This window comes from Desmonostoc muscorum LEGE 12446 (assembly GCF_015207005.2).
Lineage (GTDB): Bacteria > Cyanobacteriota > Cyanobacteriia > Cyanobacteriales > Nostocaceae > Nostoc > Nostoc muscorum.
Genome location: NZ_JADEXS020000001.1, coordinates 1,799,095 through 1,816,455 on the forward strand (window position 1 = coordinate 1,799,095; position 17,361 = coordinate 1,816,455).

The following is a 17,361-nucleotide window of genomic DNA, read 5'->3' on the forward strand; positions in this document are numbered from 1 at the left end:
CTAATTTATCCTTTCACACACATAACTTGCTTGAGGGTTGCTACAACTTCGACCAAATCCGCTTGATTTTCCATCACTTGTTCTATCGGTTTGTAAGCACCAGGTATTTCATCTAATACACCCTCATCTTTGCGGCATTCTACCCCTTGAGTTTGCTCAATCAAATCATCAAGAGTGTAGACATTTTTTGCCTTATTTCTAGACAACAAACGACCAGCACCGTGAGAGCAAGAGCAGAAACTGTGAGCATTACCTTTACCCTTGACAATGAAAGACTTTGCCCCCATTGAACCAGGAATAATGCCATAGTCTTCTGTTTGGGCGCGGACTGCACCTTTACGAGTAACGTACACATCTTCGTCAAAATGCACTTCTTTTTCGGCGTAATTGTGATGACAATTCACCTGCAATAAAGGTTTAGTTGCCTTTCCACCTGCCAGATGCTTCTCGACTATGTGCTTAAAACGCGCCATCATGACATCGCGGTTGACACGCGCATAGTCTTGCGCCCACTGCAAATCATTCCAGTATGCTTGGAATTCTGGCGTTCCAGCGACAAAATGAGCCAAATCAGGGTCAGGCAATTTATTACCTGCCATCTTTGCTAATTCTCTGGCTGTGTGAATGTGCGATTGGGCTAATTTATTGCCGATGTTGCGCGAACCAGAATGCAGCATTAACCAAACTTGGTTCTCGGTATCGAGGCACACTTCAATAAAATGATTTCCTCCACCCAGAGAACCCATCTGTTTCATGGCTTTGCCTTGGAGGTCTTGCACACCGCGATGCAAGTCTTTAAAATCATTCCAGCGTTGCCAGTTAGTGACTGATTTTTCAACGTCTTTATTTTCGTTGAATCCAGTAGGAATTGCTGCTTCAATATCCAAGCGGATTTTTTTGAGTTTACCTTCTAATTGTTGGGCAGTAAATGGTGTTTTCATTGCCATCATGCCACAGTTGTGAACGAAGACACCTGCTTTCAAAGCAAAGTTGTGATATTCAGGTACTGTCAGGCAATAAACATCTTGTGTATAGTCTAAAGACAGAACGGCTACAACTTTGTGATTACACTGATGTTCTTTTTTCCGATGATTGTGTAAACCAATTGGAGTCTTGACTTGTGCATTACAAATATCACAGGTATAGAACCTGTTAGCAATTTCCTGAGATTTCGCTCTACCTTTATCACTTTGGTTGTACGTCACTAAATAATGCTTACCACGCTCACCATTACCAGCAACCGCTTGTCTAAAGTGTTCTGACTGTTGCTGCATATAATTCAGGATATGTTGAGTTCCTCTTGCAGCATAGTATTCATATCCTTCTGGTGTTGCTGCTTTTCTAGCAAGTGCTGCTAGTCGTTTCTTTTCAAACTCTGGAGATTGCCAGTGTTGGTTATGTTCAACTAAGCTACGATGATAAGCAGAATGGTCGCGATCGCCAATGAATTTTAAATTCTCAGGTCGGTTATCTGATTCATTAAAATTTTGATGATGAATAACTGTTCTTTGCCCTTCAAATTTGGCAACCTTTCCCAGCAAACCCGATCTAGCAATAATCCAATGTGCTTTTTGCCATCTACCTGAGTAGGGTTGAGCGATTAAGGTATAACCATCTTTGTCAGTTTTTGAGTAGAACGGCATTAAGGATGTTCCAGATTGAAGATGTTGTGCTTCCTCATAGTTTCCATCCCGCAGCATAAATTGGTGATCGGGGGTGCAGATAATTTCTTCACCATTGTCCAGAATCACTTTTAAAAGAGGGGCATTACGTCTAGTTAACCTTGCTTTTGCCTTAGCTGCTACCACTTTTCCAGTGGAAGTGCAAGAGTAGACTATAAACTCTTCATTACATTCAGCTAAATCCTTGATGGAATATAATTTACCATCGACTAGAGGAATAAGAGTATCGCCGACAAAGCAGCCAATATCCACTCCGATCGCAGCAGGTATAATCGCTTCTTTGGTGGCAATTACAGAACCAACTAAAGCACCTTTACCTAAGTGGACATCTGGCATCAAGGCTACGTGCTTAAATACAAATGGCAGCGATGCAACATTCTTTGCCATTTTGGTTTCTTCTGGCCCCAAAGGGTGATTCGCCCAAGATAAAACGGGTGCTGGTGTGGTAATTTCTAACTTTTCGTAGGGCATAATTTTTTTATTTTGGATTTTTAATTTTAGATTTTAGATTGGGAATTTGGCATCGGGAATTAAAGGGAGTGGGGAGTGGGGGATGAGGGAGATGAGGGAGATGAGGGAGATGAGGGTGAATAACCAATCCTCAGTATCCAGCCTACAAAAATTATATACTACAAATATAGTACAATGCTGTTTTGAGCCTCAACCGATCGCCACAAGCAGAAAAGATGTATTAAAATTTGTAAAGAAAATAACTCTGATTAAAACAGTCTTTACACTTCTGACACAATACCTATGGCAGTACGTCAAGATACAATCTGGGAACGTTTTTTATCACCTGTAGCGCGTTTTTTCATTGATGAAGATGAGTTGCGGCGTTACTCTAATAGTATTGACTGGGAGAAAGAAAGCGATCGCTTTCGACGAGATGATGTGATAATTCCAGCGTACTACAGCAGTCAAAACTTTCACGGGATTGCAGGCGGATATCTCACTTCCGATGCAGCGGTTAGTTACGACCCCATAACCCAATATGTTCTGCCACCTAACGAAACTATTATTCGTCAGGCTTTAATTGATGCTATCAAAGTAAAACCACGACGCATACTTGATTTAGGTTGCGGCACCGGTTCCACTACTTTAATGTTAAAGCAGGCCTTCCCGGAAGCCGAAGTTATTGGTTTGGATTTATCACCTTATATGTTGGTAAGGGCAGAAGATAAAAGCCGAACTGCGGGTTTAGATATAGTCTGGCGACACGGGAATGCTGAGAAAACTGGTTTGAGTGATGCTTCTTTTGATTTGGTGACAGCTTCTTTACTATTTCACGAAATACCAGATGCAGTGTCGGTAGCAATTTTGCGGGAAAGCTTCCGGTTGCTGGTAACTGGAGGACAAGTGTTAATTCAAGATGGTAATCAAAAGACTCTGCGTCAATTAGAATGGCTCAACGACCTTTTTGAAGAACCATATATTCGTGAGTATGCCAATGGTAATGTCGATGCGAATATGGGTGCAGCAGGGTTTGAAGCGGTGCGAACTCAAGATGTCTGGTGGATAAATCAGGTAACTAGCGGCATTAAACCGATAACCAGCGAAAATGTCCGCCAATACTCTGCAACATCAATAGACACCACAATAGATAATAATAATTTGGAGGGACTTGGATCGCCAGCATTTGGCATAATCACATGAGTTTAAAGGCAGTTCTCTTTGATTTTAATGGTGTCATCATTAACGATGAGCCAATCCACCTGCAACTGATAGATGAGATTCTCATTCAAGAAAATCTCCAACCCCAGCGGGTCAATGAGCGTCAAGCTTCTTTAGGACGTAGCGATCGCGCTTGTTTTGGGCAACTACTCGCTAATCGTGGTAGGGTAGTTACGGAAAAATATTTAACTCAGTTGCTGCACCGCAAAGCCCAAGCTTATGCGCTAGAACTAGAGAAAATTGAGAAACTGCCTTTATATCCAGGTGTAGAAGACTTGATATTTCAAGTGCGATCGCGCAATCTCAAACTAGGATTAGTCAGTGGTGCTATTCGCAAAGAAATAGAATTGGTACTCAATCGAGCTAAACTGGCTGAACATTTTAAAATTATCGTAGCGGGTGATGACATCACTACCAGTAAACCAGAACCCGATGGTTATCTACTGGCAGTGAAAAAGTTGAATGAAGAATACCCCGAATTAAATCTTCAACCCCAAGAGTGTCTAGCAATTGAAGATACACCAGCTGGTATTGAAGCAGCAAAGCGATCGCACATGCAAGTCGTGGGTGTAGCGAATACTTACCCCTTCCACATGCTTCAGCGCTGCTGTAACTGGACTGTTGATTACCTCAGTGATTTAGAACTCGAACGGGTGCAGAAAGTTTATTCCGAAAAACAACCTCAGGCATCGGTAACTGAATGTTAAAATATTTATTGGTGAATTGATTAAGGGGAATTAGCTCAGTTGGTAGAGCGCTGCGATCGCACCGCAGAGGTCAGGGATTCGAGTTCCCTATTCTCCATATGTACATTAAATAATTATTGTCAGTTTTAAAGAATTAATGTCCCATTTTACGAAGTTCAGCGGCATAAGTTACGCATTTTCAAGGCTTTCAACAATCAAATCAGTTTTAAAGAATTATTGTCCAGAATTGAAACCAGTTTTAAAGAATTATTGTCCAAAATCAATCTGTAAAACTTGGTCAAATATATATTCTCTAATTTAACAGGTTATAGCAAGCCAAAGGCTCTTACATTACAAGAGTAGCTTTAAAGCGCTTTATTCGCAGTTTAGTTACAAAAATATATAACCTCTTCTTTTGCTGTTTTCACCCAAGCAGAGGCTCCATTACTATAAAATAGCTGCGTTTTATGTGCGATCGCAGGGGGTCAGGGATGGGAGGACATGGAAAACTATGGGCCCGTGCAAAATTGATTGGTTAGGGGAATTTTTAGCTCTACCAAATGGCATCCCTTGTCCGGACACCTTTAGACAAGTATTTGAACGTATTGACCCCAAAGTATTTGAGCGTTGTTTTCAGAGATGGGTACAGTCGATAGTTGAAACAGTTGGGGCGCAAGTCATTCCCATCGACGGCAAGACCCTTAAAGGTTCCTACGATAGGGAACAGAATAAGTCAGCTTTGCATTTAGTCAGCGCATGGGCAAGTGAGCATCGCCTTGTCTTGGGGCAAGTAAAGGTGGCTGATAAATCCAATGAAATTACCGCAATTCCCGCTCTATTAGAGCTGCTCGGTCTGGCAGGATGCATCATTACAATTGATGCAATGGGTACGCAAACTGCAATTGCAGCTCATATCGTGTTCGGTTAAAGACTTATCATTAAGACAGCAGGGGGCAGGGAGCAGGGAGCAGGGGGAAAGAGGGTTTCCTGATTTTTCAAAAGATGCGGAAATTATAACTAATTAGGCGAACATGATATCAAATATACAACGCCAAAGCTGATTATATATTAGCACTTAAAGCCAACCACCCAACACTTCATGGGCAGGTCAAAACTTGGTTTGAGCAAGCGCTCGCGGATCAGTTTGACCGAAGAGGCGGGGGGGAAGGGAGCAGGGAGCAGGGGGAACAAGCCCTTGCCTCCTGCGTGGAGCGGAGCGGAACATGGGTACAAGCCCCGTCCTAGAAGGACGCTTATACGGGGCGGAGTCCAAGCTCTGTCTCGGTCTTCCCCCTGCTCCCTGCCCCTTTTCCTCTTCTTGACGGCATAACCGTAAGCTATGACCAACGGGTAGAAAAAGGGCATCATCGTACTGAAAAGCGCTTCTGCTGGAGCGTTCCGGTTTGCCAACTGCCACCTCTATATAATCAAGGCGATTGGGTAGGGCTTCAAACCGTTGTCATGGTGGTGCGGGTCAGACATCTTTGGAATAAAACTACCCGCGAAGTTCAGTTTTATTTAACTAGTTTGGAGAGTGATGCTTGTAAACTGGGGAGGGCTATCCGCCTCCATTGGGGCGTTGAAAATGGATTGCATTGGACCCTAGATGTAACTTTTAGCGAAGATGCTTGTCGTGTTCGTACAGGACATGCACCGCAAAACCTTGCCTTACTACGACGCATTGCTCTTAATGGTTTGAATCGAGAACAATCTTTGAAACGCAGTAATCGCCAAAAATCGAATCGAGCTGCAAATGATATATTGATTAGTCTTGTTGGTACTTTTGGAAAAGTTATAGTTGTTCCCTATAATATTGAGCGAGGAATAATTAATCCTCGATTACTTCGTTTGTCTTTAGATCCTAACTGGGTATATCCATACTTTTTACAATATTGGCTTATAAGTTCTGCTACGCAAAAGTTGTTGAGTGAAACATCGCATGGCGGAACTATGGCAATTATCAATGCCAAAGTTTTGAGCTTTTTATCTGTTGTCCTCCCTACGATTCCAGAACAAAAAGCGATCGCGCAAATCCTCAGCGACATGGACGCAGAAATCGAAGGCTTAGAACAAAAGCGCGATAAATACAAAGCCATAAAACAGGGAATGATGTTGGTATTTAACCAAAGAATACATTTTAGCTTTTCTTATTAAATTTAACTCTTGGTTCTTTACGTCTACCGAAACTTTGGGTTAAATCGTGTTGATTCAGTTTAAAATTCGGTTCATCAATTTTCAGTATTGCAATTTTGCGAAGTAAATCATACAAAGGCTCAATCAGACCTGGGAATTTATGTTCCAAATAAGAAATTGCACTATCAATTTGAGTAAGATTTAATCGACGGTTTTCTAGCAGAAATTTTTCTTCCCAGTCGTCCACAACCTCAATTATTTCTTTTTTAGTTAAATTAGGAAACTCGTATGATTCTAAAAATGAGTCATGAACACGCACGTATGGGAGACTTTTCCGTTCAAGAATATTATCGCCTAGATAGTAAGTCCCAACTAAAATAACGGGGATTCGCATTTTTATAAAAACATCGATTAGCTCATTAAAGGCTTCTAACGTTAAATAGTCATCATTGGTAATGCTGACTATTTTGACACCGTATCCTTTAAGAGTTCCCCATGCACGCGCTCGCAAATCTCGCAGTGTTCCAACATGAGCAAGGGGATGACCTATTTCTTCCATAATGGAGCAATATAGATCCGTTTGGTTAGGTCTTTTGGCGATTGCGACTCTTCAATGCAAACATGACAATAATTATTTAAATTGGACAATAATTATTTAATGGACACTTCTACAAAAAATTTACCACATTTTCCGTACTAAAGGCATGGCTGAAAGTAATCTTAAGGTAACAGTAGAGTGTTCATTTCCTGACCAACCGGAAAATAAAACTCAGCAATCATGAGTCAGAATATTAACGCAGCCAAAATTTCTATTATTATTCCAGCTATTAATGAAGCAGGAAATATCAAAGAAGCTATTACTACCACTCAAATCAGTACAAATATAGAAGTTATTGTCGTAGATGGTGGCTCTAGCGATGATACTGCGGCAATAGCCCAATCTTTAGGTGTCAAAGTTATCTCCTCATCTCCCGGTCGTGCTGTGCAAATGAACACTGGTGCTGTAGCAGCTAGCGGCGAGATTCTGTTGTTTCTCCATGCAGATACCCGTTTACCTGCTGGGTTTGATGAGATGATTTGCACAGCCCTACAACAATCTAGAACTGTGGCTGGTGCATTTAACTTGCGGATTGATGCATCGCTTTTGAGTTTAAGATGGGTAGAGTTGGGTGTAAAGTGGCGATCGCATTTTTGCCAAATGCCATACGGTGACCAAGCGATTTTCCTCACCAAACCAGTATTTCAACAAATTGGCGGTTTTCCTGAATTGCCCATCATGGAAGACTTTGAACTCATCCGTCGTCTAAAAGCGAAGGGACGTATTACAATTATCTCGACACCAGTTGTTACCTCAGCCCGTAGATGGTTGCAAAAGGGAGTGTTCAAAACTACGCTACTCAATCAAATAGTAATTATTGCTTATTTCCTCGGTGTGTCACCTGAACAAATTCGTCACTGGTATCGCGGAGAAAAATTTAAGAGGATTTAAGCTGTTTCTCATGTCGGTAGTATATCTTAGTGGCATTGGATTCGCCGTGTAATACCAATTGGAAAAAAAGAACGCGACAAATACATCATTTGTAGAGACGCGATGAATCGCGTTTCTACAAATGATGTGTTGCAATCATTCATTGAATTGGTATAAATTTCAAAGTTGAACCTCAGAAGGTCAAATGAAGAAGCACTTATTAAATTCCAAACTCAAACTACTACTGTTAAGTTGCTTGGTTGTGACTCTCATAATTGCAGCTAAACAGTTTAACTTTCAGGGACTTTTACACACCTTAATCATTTGGGTTGAGAGTCTTGGCATCTTCGGTCCCATTGCCTACATAGTCATTTATAACTTAGCAACATTATTGTTTATACCGGGTTCTCTGTTAACTCTCAAAGGTGGTTGTTTGTTTGGAGTATTTTGGGGATCAATATATGTACTAATTGCTGCCATAATTGGAGCTACCTTAGCTTTTGTGATTGGGCGCTACATGTCGCAGAATTGGGTTTGCCAACAAATGGACAAACATCCTAAATTTAAAGCAATTGATTTAGCAGTTGCGAAAGAAGGGTGGAAAATTGTCTTGTTAACTCGTCTATCTCCCGTGTTTCCCTTCAATTTATTGAATTATGCTTTCGGAGTCACACAAGTTTCTCTCAAAGATTATATATTAGGTTCTTTTGGTATTATTCCTGGCACTGTGATGTACGTTTATATTGGTTCTTTAGCTGGGAATATTGCCATGATTAACACATCTCATCAACCAATTACTCCAGAAACTCAAATCTGGCAATGGGTAATGCGAATAGTTGGGTTAATTGCTACCGTTGCTGTGACTGTTTATATTACAAAAATTGCTCAGAAAGCTTTAGCTCAAAGTGTGGCAATAGCAGAAATAAGTCATTTAGAGAAACCAGATTCATCGGTAGAGTAATAATTATGATGTTTTTTTCACCCAGAGACGCAGAGGCGCAGAGAGAATGAGGAGTTTTAGATTGATTGGATTAATATTGCTGGTAGTTGGTTTTGGTTTTTTGTTAAATACAGAGTTTGCCTTAGCACAAGAATCTGTGAATACAAATTCTTTTAATCCCCAAGCAATTTTACGGGACGCGTTGCAGTGGATTGATAGTCTTGGTACAGTGGGAGCGATCGCTTTTATTGCACTTTACATTATTGCTACCGTCGCTTTTTTCCCAGGTTCTATTCTCACCTTAGGTTCTGGCGTTATCTTTGGCGTAGTTTGGGGTTCTTTGTACGTGTTCATTGGTGCAACCCTTGGCGCTACAGCTGCTTTCCTCGTCGGACGTTATTTAGCAAGGGACTGGGTTGCTCGTAAAATTGCAGATAACAAAAAATTTGCCGCCATTGACCAAGCGGTTGGCAGAGAAGGATTAAAAATTGTGCTGCTAACGCGACTGTCGCCGATATTTCCTTTCAATTTATTAAACTACGGCTTTGGCATCACAGGGGTTTCCCTCAAAGATTACTTTATCGGTTCCGTGGGCATGATTCCCGGAACCATCATGTATGTTTATATTGGTTCCCTGGCAGGTAATCTTGCCATGATTGGTACCCAGGCTCAACCCACCAACCCTACTTTACAATGGACAATCCGGATCTTGGGTTTTATTGCCACAGTCGCCGTTACAATTTATATCACCCGCATTGCCCGCAAAGCTTTAGAAGAAGAAGTCAGCAACAAATAGTTTCGATGAAAAAGGGACTGGGGATTGGGGATTGGGGACTGGGGATTGGGAAAGGTAGCAATATCGATGTTGGGTTACCCCTGCGGGAAGCAAGCTACGTTCCTCAATCCAACCTATAATTACTACGACTATTTGTAAATTCTTAAACTGACAAAATAGTTGAAATTCTGTATTTCTTTAATAATAAGCATTTTAAAGTCAGGATGAGCGATCGAGGAAGCGCAAATTTCATACTTTATTGATACTCTATATCTTCAGTATTCAAATCTTCCCAATCCCCAGTCCCCAATCCCCAGTCCCCAATCCCCAGTCCCCAGTCCCCAATCCCCAATCCCCAATCCCTTTTACGGAGGTTTCGCCAATGACTAATTCAGAATTCGAGAGAGTCACTGTTCGCCCAATGGATGAATTTAACCAAAAGTTAGTATCTTATGTCCATCCGCCAAATTGGGTCAATCCTCAACCCGCTGATGTTTACGACTTGGTAGTAATTGGTGCTGGGACGGCGGGATTAGTAGTAGCAGCGGGTGCAGCAGGTCTGGATTTAGGTTTAAAAGTAGCATTAATTGAAAAGCATCTCATGGGCGGAGATTGCTTAAATGTTGGTTGTGTACCATCTAAAACTGTGATTCGTTCTGCTCGTGTAGTTGGGGAAATTTGGAATGCTAAAAACTTGGGAGTTAATATTCCCCAACATAATATTGACGTTGATTTTCCCACAGTCATGGCCAGAATGCGCCGCATCAGAGCTGATATCAGCCATAATGACTCAGCAGAACGATTTAAAAATTTGGGTGTCGATGTCTTCTTGGGTAGCGGTCGATTTGCAAGTAAAAATACCGTGGAAGTTGGCGATAAAACTCTCCGGTTTAAAAAAGCTGTAATTGCGACTGGAGCCAGAGCCGCACAACCGGCGATTCCTGGACTTGAACAAGCAGGTTATCTCACCAATGAAACGGTTTTTTCTTTGATTCAACGACCGGAACGTTTGGCGGTAATTGGTGGCGGCCCCATTGGTTGCGAATTGGCGCAGGCTTTGAGGCGCTTGGGTTCTGAGGTAGTACTTTTTCATAGCGGTTCTCAGATTCTCAATAAAGAAGATGCCGAAGCTGCTAAAATTCTCCAAAGGGTTTTGATTAACGAAGGAATTCGCGTCGTGTTGAATTCCAAATTAGAAGAAGTAGTAACAGTTACCGAAGGTAAACGGCTTTACTTTTCCTCCAATGGTCACCGAGATTCTGTGACAGTAGATGAAATTTTAGTTGGTACTGGGCGTGCCCCGAATGTAGAAGGTCTAAATTTAGAAGCAGCAGGTGTAGAATATGACAAGCGCGAAGGTGTGAAGATCAATGATTACCTGCAAACAACCAATCCCAAAATCTTTGCGGCTGGGGATATCTGCATGAAGTGGAAGTTTACCCATGCTGCTGATGCAGCAGCGCGGATTGTGATTAAGAATACTTTGTTTTCCCCCTTTGGCTTAGGACGTACCAAACTCAGTAGCTTAGTAATGCCTTGGGTAACTTATACTGACCCAGAAATTGCCCACGTAGGAATGTATGAACACGAGGCGCAGAAGCTAGGCATTGAAGTGACAACGATCGCCATTCCTTTTAATATTGTAGACCGAGCGATCGCCGATGGTGAAGACTTAGGATTTTTGAAAATCCACCATAAAAAAGGTTCTGATGAAATTCTCGGTGCAACCATTGTCGCCCCTCACGCCGGCGAAATGATTTCAGAAGTAACCACAGCAATTGTGAATAAAATTGGTTTAAGTAAATTAAGCAGTGTGATTCATCCTTATCCCACTCAAGCCGAAGCAATTAAAAAAGCAGCTGATGCCTATCGTCGTACACTGTTGACATCAACTACTAAAAAATTGTTGGGATTTGTAACAAAGTTCTCTTAACTAAACTCAGTGAAAACTACACGGTAGGGGCGCAGCCATCATGGGTGTCAACTTAAGCCTTGGCGAATAGAATTCGCGGCTACACAGGCGAAGTCCGCCTTTCCTGCGGAACGCTACGCGAACACGGACTAAGGTCAAATTAAGGGTTTGAAACCCACGGAGGTGGGTTTTGTTTGTGTAGACGCGGTTTCTAACCGCCCGTTTTACGTTAAGTTGACACCAATGCACAGCCATGTGCCCCTACAATTATCTGTACCTCAGACCTGTTGAAATTTGCGCTTCTTTTGGTTTTAGCTAAACAGGTCGGAAGCGATTAATCTGACCTGAATACAAGCTTGCGTAGTACAAATTGCCATCACTTCCAACGGAGAGTTGTACAGGTACTCCTAAATTAGGTGTATCTTCCTTGGAAGCAAACTGCTGAACTGCGACAAATTTGCCTTCACTATCGAATGTCAAAGCATTGATAATTCCTAAACTTGAATCAGCAATGAATAAAGCATTTTGATATATTGAGGGGAAAGTACTGCCTTTGTAAAAGTCACCTACGATGATCGCACTAGGTCCAGTGTGTCTGTAGGTGTAAGTTGGTGGTGTAACAGTTGCGCCACTATTATAGAAGTCTTGCGCTGCATCTAATGGCTCATACTGATATTGTCGTCTATTCATGATATTACCTTCTGAATCCGTGCCACCTTCAAAGTACGGCCACCCAAAGTTCGCTCCTGGTGTGCCAACATTTACTTCTTCCCAAGTTTGGAAGCCAACATCGCCAATATAGGGAGTATTGGTCTTTTCATCAATCGTGAAACGGAAGGGGTTACGCAAGCCTAAGTTATAAACTTTGGAACGATTGCTATCGGGGTCACCGTTGTAGAACGGATTACTTGATAGACCATCACCAGTAATCGGGTCAATCCGCAGAATCTTACCGGACAGATTATTGATATCCTGGACGCGAATTGCTCGGGGATCTACGCCATTGTAGGAAGTGCCATCGCCAATACTAACAAACAGGGAACCATCAGTTCCAAAGCGTACAGTCCCAATTGAGTGAGATTCACTATCAGTCGCTATAAAATCCTGGATATTTTGGACTTTATCAAGATTATTCAAATAATCCTGCATACTCGTAAAGGGCTTACCAGTATCTTTGTTAATAATTCCTGATGGTGCGTAGTCAAGGCTAACATTTGTGCTGTTGCCATCGGGATTACTAATATACTCCCAAGTGGTATTGTTGCCCAGCAGCACAACTTCGCTACCAGCGATCGCAGTAGTGTAATTGGTGTTAGGATCGGCTTTCACCCGAATTAGTCGTGCGCCACGGTTCCCATTCCGGTCAGGGTTGTCCAGTGTGCTATTGGGATTGTTCTTAGAATTCGTGGGATTAGTTTCTGGTGGATCGTAGGTAAATAACAGGTAAACATAGTTGTTACCATTTGGACTATTGCCAAAATCTGGATGTACGGCGATGCTTAACAAACCGCGATCGCGCGTATCATTTACCTGTCCAGAAATATCGATAAATGGCGTTGCTGATAAGATGCCGTTGTTCGACACTCGCACTACCCCATTTTTCTGGGCAATGAACATGAGTTTATTGTCAGGACTCCATTCAAAAGCTGTAGGTTGAGTTAAACCAGAAGCCACCGTTTCTAAAGCAAAGCTACCTGAATCATCATCGGTAATAGTGATAGTTGTCTGTTGACTATTTAATGTCAGCCCAACTGCATTACTGAACCTCAAAGTAAATGTTTCATTTGTTTCCCCAGTGGTGTCATTTACAAGGGTGATAGAAATCGTCTTGGTAATTTCTCCGGCTAGAAAGTTCAAAGTTCCAGATACAGCCTGGTAGTCAGATCCAACTTTAGCAGTTCCATCGACGGTTGTATACCTGACACTAGCAGTCCCTGAACCGTTACCCCGTGTAACTGTCACTGTAGCAGAACCATCTTTCTCGTTAACAACTGGTTGAGTGAAGTCCAGACTAGAACGGTCATTATCTTGAATCGTAATTCCGATAGTTCTTTGGAGTCCTAATGTTGCTCCCTCTGCCTGATCGATCACAAAACTAAAGGTTTCATCTGTTTCTGCTAAGGAATCATTATTGATCGGAATAAGGACCTGTTTGCTACTTTCTCCTGAGGCAAAAATAATTACTCCAGCGCTTTCAGTGCCTTCACTCCCGTAGTCAACTCCTGCTGTGGCAGTACTACCAAAGGTGGCATACTTAACTGTAGATATGCCGCTTAAATCACCACTTCGCAACAGAGTGATGGACACACTACCATTGGATTCGTTGACAGTTATGGAAGGCGATCCTATGGTAATGGTGGCTTGAAGGGCTGGTGAATACAGTTGGGATTGAGGAATAATTTCTTTGGTCTGAGAAGTGCTTGACCAAGACAGTTTGGAAACTGCGTAATGTTTATTATCGTAGTACTCAAGTTTAATATCGTACTTCTGACCCGCAACTAGGGTGATGGAACCAGTATGTTCTATAGCCGATTGATCGACGAACTTATCGATCAGCAGTTGATTATTCACCCACAAGCGCACACCATCATCAGTACTGGTGTAGAACTTATAAGTCTCGCTGTACTTGGCTTCTACCTGACCTGTCCAACGCGCTGAGAAGGTCTCTGCACCTACGAGCGGATCTGGAGAACCAAGACCCCAGTTAAAGTCTACTTTCGCATCTGTGCGAGTTACCTTCAAGTCCGTGAAGTTGATGTTGTCGTAATATTCTGCTTTGAGTCCGTTGCCATTACTAGCAGGTGGATTCACCTGACTATAAAGTTGGGATTGGGGAATAATTTCTTTGGTCTGAGAAGTGCTTGACCAAGACAGTTTGGAAACTGCGTAATGTTTATTATCGTAGTACTCAAGTTTAATATCGTACTTCTGACCTGCAACTAGGGTGATGGAACCAGTATGTTCTATAGCCGATTGATCGACGAACTTATCGATCAGCAGTTGATTATTCACCCACAAACGTACACCATCATCAGTACTGGTGTAGAACTTATAAGTCTCGCTGTACTTGGCTTCTACCTGACCTGTCCAACGCGCTGAGAAGGTCTCTGCACCTACGAGCGGATCTGGAGAACCAAGACCCCAGTTAAAGTCTACTTTCGCATCTGTGCGAGTTACCTTCAAGTCCGTGAAGTTGATGTTGTCGTAATATTCTGCTTTGAGTCCATCTCCTTGAGAAACCAGGTTACTAGCCCGAGCCGATAAATTCGATTGCGGCTGATTGATCGTTTCTAAAGATGAGGATTGATTAGGAATTACTGAATTTGTCGGTGTTGTGGAGAGTGGATTTTGAGTCTGTAATTCATTCATTAGATATATATGCCTCACGATAAAGTTAAGCTAATTTCCATCCAAGTTGCATATCCTCTCTTTAAGACCGTCATTTATCCTTTGTAAATACAAGCGAACGATGACCAATGACAAAGGAAAGGTCTCATGATTAGTCATACAATTTAAATGTGTTTTAGCTGAAAACTAATGCCAGAATCAATGCTTCAGTATTAGTTTTAAATGGAATTTTTGGTAACAAAATGCTCGATGACCCTAACAAAAATATATTTATAAGCTAATCGTTATTTGCTTATTAATATATTAATGAATACTGGTAGTATTTTACTTGATCGCTGATACAAATTTTTCCTAGATGTTCTTTTCTTCTCCTTTGTTATCAACATGATAATCAAGCGATATGAAGTGACATAACTTACCATATCTCTATTAAAAAATACATTTAAATATGTATTACCAGAAATATTAAAGATTTATTTAAGGTTGTATATGCCGTGTTAAACTTTGTTTTTTTTCTAGAAATTATCTGAGTTTTGATGTGTGAAAATTCAGTTTTAGTCAGTTTACTGAAGAATAAGAAATTACCATTTTTGAAAACTGGTAATCTTGATGTGCAATTAGATTTGAGTTTGAGGCGAAGCAACGCCCAAGGTTAAAAAACCTATACGTAAGTATATTACATTTTGATTTATCAAATATGTACTTAAGTGATGGATTTATAGAATTAATCAATTACACATTTGACACTAGGTTACCGTGTTATGTCCATCTGTTTTGTAAAAGTTTATTGAAATATTTACAAATACATGAAAATTTAAAGGTAAATTAAAGTTTTGATGATTTTTAAATAAAAATTAGTGGTCTACATATCTGTCTCATGTTTTTCTCCGCATGAATAGTAATTTTTATGAAAACAATATAAAGAATAATCTCATATTTAAAGATTTCAAAAAGTTTTATCAAACAGAATAGAGGCGTCAGTCGTCAGAATGGGCTAAACGCCCCGCTACCGCTAACAGCAATGTTTTCTGTATGACTGGCGGATAGCGTAGCGTAAAGCCTTCTCTACGAGAGGCTTTACGCTGCGCTATCGAGATTTCAGTTTTAAAATACAGCAATGTGCTGTAGCAGGCTGACTGCCGACTATTCAAGTAGCTTTGTTGTTGGTAGAAAGCGATCGCTGTCCATTATAATTAATTGATAAAGATTCTTAATTAACGTCAAACTTAGAAAAATCACTCTTTTTGACGTTGCATATCCCCACTTTCCCCTAGACTAATGGCAGCAACCTTGTTCAAACTGGCTGAGGAAAGTGAACTTTGACTGAGACAAACAATTTAAACTCTACCCTCCAGAATGTCTCACGCAGGGAATTGCGGGATTTGGTACGGACTCAGCTGCAAATGCTGCTAGAAGCAGGCGACTTGCAGGGAGCAAAAGCTATTCTCGTACCTGTGCAGCCTGCGGATATTGCCGAAGCAATTGAGGGTTTGCCAGAAGCGATGCACGCTCTGGTTTTTCGCTTGCTTTCTAAGGATGAAGCGATCGAGGTTTATGAGTATCTCGACTACAGCGTTCAAGAACGGTTAATCGAGGAACTTAAAAGTCAGGAAGTTCGTGATATCGTCGATCAAATGTCGTCGGATGACCGAGCGAGATTATTTGATGAATTACCGGCAAAAGTCGTTAATCGCCTCCTAGAACAACTCAGTCCAGCAGAACGCCAAGCTACAGCCCTGTTATTGGGTTATGAAGCTGATACTGCTGGGCGAATCATGACCCTAGAGTTGATTTCCCTTAAAGAAAACTTCACAGTATCTCAAGCTCTAGAGCGAATTCGCAACTTAGCTAATGCCAGTGAAATGATTTATTATCTTTATGTCACTGATGCAGCAAGGCGGTTAACGGGAATTGTATCGTTGCGGGAATTGGTGACATCTCAGCCGGAGCAAATGATTGGCGAAATTATGACCCGTGATGTGGTGTTTGTCCACACCGATACAGATCAGGAAGAAGTCGCCAGATTAATCCAAAGATATGATTTTTTGGCAGTGCCTGTGGTAGACCGAGAACAGCGTCTAGTAGGTATTATCACTGTTGATGATGTGATTGATATTCTGCAACAAGAAACCACCGAAGATATTTATGCCTTGGGTGGTGGTGTGCAGTCCGGGGGCGACAACTATTTTCAGATGGATTTACTAGAAATTGCTCGGAAGCGGGTTGTATGGTTGTTGGTTTTACTGATCACCAATACCGTCACAGGAACGATTATTAAGTCCCAGGAAGATATCTTAACAAAAGTGGTGACACTGACAGCATTTATCCCCTTACTGACTGGTACTGGTGGTAATGTGGGCGCCCAGTCTTCCACTGTGGTAATTCGCGGGATGAACACCGATGAAATTCGATCGCTCGGAACCTTGCAGGTAATTGGGCGGGAGGCGATCGCAGGTGCTTTATTGGGAGGAATGTTAGGTACGATCGCTACAGTCTGGGCTTACTTTTTGCAAGGACGATTAGAAGTAGCGATCGCTGTAGGCACTAGTCTAGTAGCTATTTCTATTTTAGCTTCTGTCTCCGGTTCAGCACTGCCATTTCTATTTCGTTTCCTGCGTTTAGATCCAGCATTAATGTCAGCACCATTTATTACCACAGCAGTTGATGTAGTCGGCGTTTTGATTTACTTCAATTTGGCACGGGTAATTTTAAAATTATGAGTTATGAGTTATGAATTATGAATTAT

At 41.6% G+C, this 17,361-nt stretch carries 11 protein-coding genes, 1 tRNA gene and 1 pseudogene; 10 read left to right on the plus strand and 3 right to left on the minus strand.

Annotated features, from left to right (window positions below):
- Window positions 1–5: 5 nt before the first annotated feature.
- On the minus strand, window positions 6–2,153 hold the full coding sequence (locus tag IQ276_RS41370; RefSeq protein WP_193920584.1) for an intein-containing RctB family protein: 2,148 nt from the start codon (window positions 2,151–2,153) through the stop codon (window positions 6–8).
- Between the two features lie 282 nt (window positions 2,154–2,435).
- Between IQ276_RS41370 and IQ276_RS07870 the strand changes: the two genes are divergently transcribed.
- The 5 genes and pseudogenes from IQ276_RS07870 (at window position 2,436) to IQ276_RS40910 (ending at window position 6,193) form a co-directional block, all read left to right on the plus strand.
- Complete coding sequence (locus IQ276_RS07870; protein WP_193924867.1) at window positions 2,436–3,335, plus strand: class I SAM-dependent methyltransferase; 900 nt, start codon at window positions 2,436–2,438, stop codon at window positions 3,333–3,335.
- Window positions 3,332–4,060 (plus strand): HAD family hydrolase, encoded by a 729-nt coding sequence (locus IQ276_RS07875; protein ID WP_193924869.1) that lies wholly within the window; start codon window positions 3,332–3,334, stop codon window positions 4,058–4,060. The genes IQ276_RS07870 and IQ276_RS07875 overlap by 4 nt, the downstream gene beginning before the upstream one ends.
- A gap of 24 nt (window positions 4,061–4,084) precedes the next feature.
- A tRNA-Ala gene (locus IQ276_RS07880) sits at window positions 4,085–4,157 on the plus strand.
- Window positions 4,158–4,501: 344 nt separating this feature from the next.
- A pseudogene (locus IQ276_RS07885) lies at window positions 4,502–4,955 on the plus strand (ISAs1 family transposase); the annotation flags it as partial.
- A gap of 410 nt (window positions 4,956–5,365) precedes the next feature.
- Entirely contained in the window at window positions 5,366–6,193 is an 828-nt protein-coding gene (locus tag IQ276_RS40910; protein WP_373690620.1) for an ISAs1 family transposase, read from the plus strand.
- On the opposite strand, the gene IQ276_RS07900 is transcribed toward IQ276_RS40910, so the two are convergent.
- Complete coding sequence (locus IQ276_RS07900) at window positions 6,177–6,731, minus strand: TniB family NTP-binding protein (RefSeq protein ID WP_193923283.1); 555 nt, start codon at window positions 6,729–6,731, stop codon at window positions 6,177–6,179. The two genes, IQ276_RS40910 and IQ276_RS07900, sit on opposite strands and share 17 nt — an antisense overlap.
- 219 nt (window positions 6,732–6,950) lie before the next feature.
- Between IQ276_RS07900 and IQ276_RS07905 the strand changes: the two genes are divergently transcribed.
- From IQ276_RS07905 to IQ276_RS07920, 4 genes are all read left to right on the plus strand, one after another.
- Window positions 6,951–7,661, plus strand: coding sequence for a TIGR04283 family arsenosugar biosynthesis glycosyltransferase (locus IQ276_RS07905; protein ID WP_193923289.1), 711 nt, complete (start codon window positions 6,951–6,953; stop codon window positions 7,659–7,661).
- A gap of 184 nt (window positions 7,662–7,845) precedes the next feature.
- Entirely contained in the window at window positions 7,846–8,601 is a 756-nt protein-coding gene (locus IQ276_RS07910) for a TVP38/TMEM64 family protein (RefSeq protein ID WP_193923298.1), read from the plus strand.
- Window positions 8,602–8,647: 46 nt separating this feature from the next.
- The gene (locus IQ276_RS07915) at window positions 8,648–9,376 is read left to right on the plus strand and encodes a TVP38/TMEM64 family protein (protein WP_193923300.1); all 729 of its coding nucleotides are present in this window, start codon (window positions 8,648–8,650) and stop codon (window positions 9,374–9,376) included.
- A 361-nt stretch (window positions 9,377–9,737) separates the two neighbouring features.
- A complete protein-coding gene (locus IQ276_RS07920; protein WP_235115515.1) occupies window positions 9,738–11,288 on the plus strand; it encodes a mercuric reductase in 1,551 nt (516 codons plus the stop codon).
- Window positions 11,289–11,582: 294 nt separating this feature from the next.
- Here IQ276_RS07920 and IQ276_RS07925 read toward each other — a convergent pair whose 3' ends face one another.
- A complete protein-coding gene (locus IQ276_RS07925) occupies window positions 11,583–14,636 on the minus strand; it encodes a PA14 domain-containing protein (RefSeq protein ID WP_235115516.1) in 3,054 nt (1,017 codons plus the stop codon).
- Between the two features lie 1,298 nt (window positions 14,637–15,934).
- On the opposite strand from IQ276_RS07925, the gene mgtE reads away from it, so the two are divergent.
- The gene (gene mgtE / locus IQ276_RS07930; RefSeq protein WP_193919312.1) at window positions 15,935–17,335 is read left to right on the plus strand and encodes a magnesium transporter; all 1,401 of its coding nucleotides are present in this window, start codon (window positions 15,935–15,937) and stop codon (window positions 17,333–17,335) included.
- The last annotated feature ends 26 nt before the right edge of the window (window positions 17,336–17,361 follow it).